We start from the raw sequence: 2,292 nt of genomic DNA, 5'->3' as shown, positions 1-2,292 counted from the left end.
GAGGTATTAATTTGATATTTATATATATAATATTTTCGGCTATTTTACTTTATTACGCTTTAAAATATGGAATTAGAAATGGTTTTGTTGACCTTGAAGCGAATAAAGAAGGCTTAGTTTACTATAAAAAAAGCGCTAGTTTACTTGAAGAGATAGGAAATATTTATAGTAGAGTTTCTATATCTAAATCTAAAGAAGCGAAAGCTATCTATAATGAGGCTTTTGACATATTGCTTTCTGAAAAAAAGCCGAAAATTATATTTAAAGAATTAACTGATAAGAAAGAAGAAATTTTTAAATTAAGTATAGATGATTAACTAGCTTTAAATGACGCATTTATGCCGAGAAAATTTATTGATCATTGAGAAGAACCCTTAACTAAACTTGTAGACGAATGTCGGCATAGCGTGAGCTATTAAGCCGACCATTCGACAAGTTTTGGGATTGTTAAGGGTTCAGAGGCTCAACGTCAATAAAGCAATTGGAATAAAAACAAGGAGGGAAATCATGAAGAATTTTTTCTATACGACATTGATTGCTATTGGTCTTGTCTTTTTGTTTTATATATTTTTTGATTATAGACCTAGTGGATTAATTTTATTGCTGCTTGGATTGTCTATTTTTTATTTATTTGTGATATTTGTTAAGGATATTTTTAGGAAAAAAACTAAGGAAAAAGAGAGAGAGATTTAGAGGTTTTGAACTGTTCTTTCTTATCTTGATAATAAGGGTAACTATTACAGAGTAGAATAGTTACCCTTAAAGTGTTGGTATATCTGGGTTGAAACACAAAAAAAGTTGCTTTTTCCAGCATACTCATGTAGTGTTTTAGGTGTCTAGTCTAAAAACATTATGAGAAAGGAGAAAAAGCAACTTTTTTTATTGTCATAGTTTGTGAAAACTAAGTTGTTTTTTAAGTTATATAACATGGATAAGTATACTGAGAAGAAACGAAGAAATCAAGTATTTCAGAAATTTATAAAGCGACATGTGGGGGAAAATCAAATGACATTGGTACGGGAATGTAATACCTTTTTGTCTTTTGTGACAGATAAGTCGTTAGAAAAACAGAAATTATATAAAGCAAATTCATGTAAAAATCGTTTTTGTCCGGTTTGTGCATGGCGTAAAGCGAGAAAAGATGCGTTGGGTTTATCTTTGATGATGCAGTATGTACAAAAAGAACATGAAAAAGAATTTATATTTTTAACGTTAACGACGCCTAATGTGTCTAAAAATAAATTAGAAAATGAGATTAAGCATTATAATCAATCATTTAGACGATTAAGTAATCGAACAAAATTTAAAAAGGTTGTTAAGGGTTATGTAAGAAAATTAGAAATTACATACAACAAAGAGCGGGATGATTATAACCCACATTTTCACGTTTTAATTGCGGTTAACAAATCTTATTTCAAAGATACTAAATCTTATATTAGCCAAAAAGAATGGTTGAATTTATGGCGAGATGTGACGGGAATGCCAGAAATTACACAAGTTCATGTTGAGAAAGTTAAGGCTAATAATGACAAGGAACTTTATGAAATGGCTAAATATTCGGGTAAAGATAGTGATTATTTAAGTAATCAAAAAGTATTTGACGCGTATTATCGTTCTTTGAAAGGTAAGCAGGTATTAGTGTATTCAGGATTATTTAAAGAGGCAAGAAAGTTATTAAAAAATGGTGATTTAGATTATTTAAAAGAGATTGATCCGACTGAATATATCTATCAAATTTTTTATATCTGGAAACAAAAAGAATATTTAGCGAGTGAATTGCATGATTTAACAGAACAAGAAAAGAGAGCGTTAAATTATCAAATGATTGATGAAATTGAAGAAGAAATATAAAGTGTTGGTCTTAGACTGACGCTTTTTTTATTGTTAAAAAAATAAGGTCGCCTGCCCCTGTGGGAACTATAAAAAATGTGTGCAAATTAATTTGCATGTAAATGGGCAGTGTCTAAAAAAATCGACACTGGTTTTGCTCAAATTTTTGTTTATGGAATTAGAATATATTTATTTGGCTCATATTTGCTTTTTAAAAGCTTCTGTAGGTTTTTAGGCATAAAACTATATGAATTACCCCTAAATCTTTAAAATGCCCCCTTAAAATTCAAAATAAAGGTATTTAAAATTTTAAAAATAAAAAAGCTACTAGCAAAAAACTAGTAGCTTAAATCTTAGTTAAATTTTGATGTAGTATTAATTTTTATATCTGTGCTGCAACACCGATTACTTAAAACTAAGATAAAAAATCGACGAAGGTCGATTATGGTTTTTGCACGCGTT

General features: G+C 29.1%; 3 protein-coding genes. All 3 read left to right on the top strand.

Annotation, left to right across the window (positions count from 1 at the left end; genetic code table 11):
- Nucleotides 1-317 (top strand): hypothetical protein (locus tag LQ686_RS13825; protein WP_239733455.1); only part of this gene is annotated, 317 nt, incomplete at its 5' end.
- 190 nt (nt 318-507) lie between these two features.
- Nucleotides 508-693: a hypothetical protein gene (locus tag LQ686_RS13820; RefSeq protein WP_239705915.1), complete on the top strand. Its 186-nt coding sequence runs from the start codon at nt 508-510 to the stop codon at nt 691-693.
- A gap of 234 nt (nt 694-927) precedes the next feature.
- Nucleotides 928-1,851, top strand: a complete 924-nt coding sequence (locus LQ686_RS13815) for a protein rep (protein ID WP_233695240.1) — start codon at nt 928-930, stop codon at nt 1,849-1,851.
- The last annotated feature ends 441 nt before the right edge of the window (nt 1,852-2,292 follow it).

The sequence above is a fragment of the Mammaliicoccus sp. J-M41 genome (genome assembly GCF_022385935.1).
GTDB lineage: Bacteria > Bacillota > Bacilli > Staphylococcales > Staphylococcaceae > Mammaliicoccus > Mammaliicoccus sciuri_A.
The sequence above is the reverse complement of the archived record's forward strand: the minus strand, read 5'-3'. Positions and strand labels throughout refer to the sequence as shown.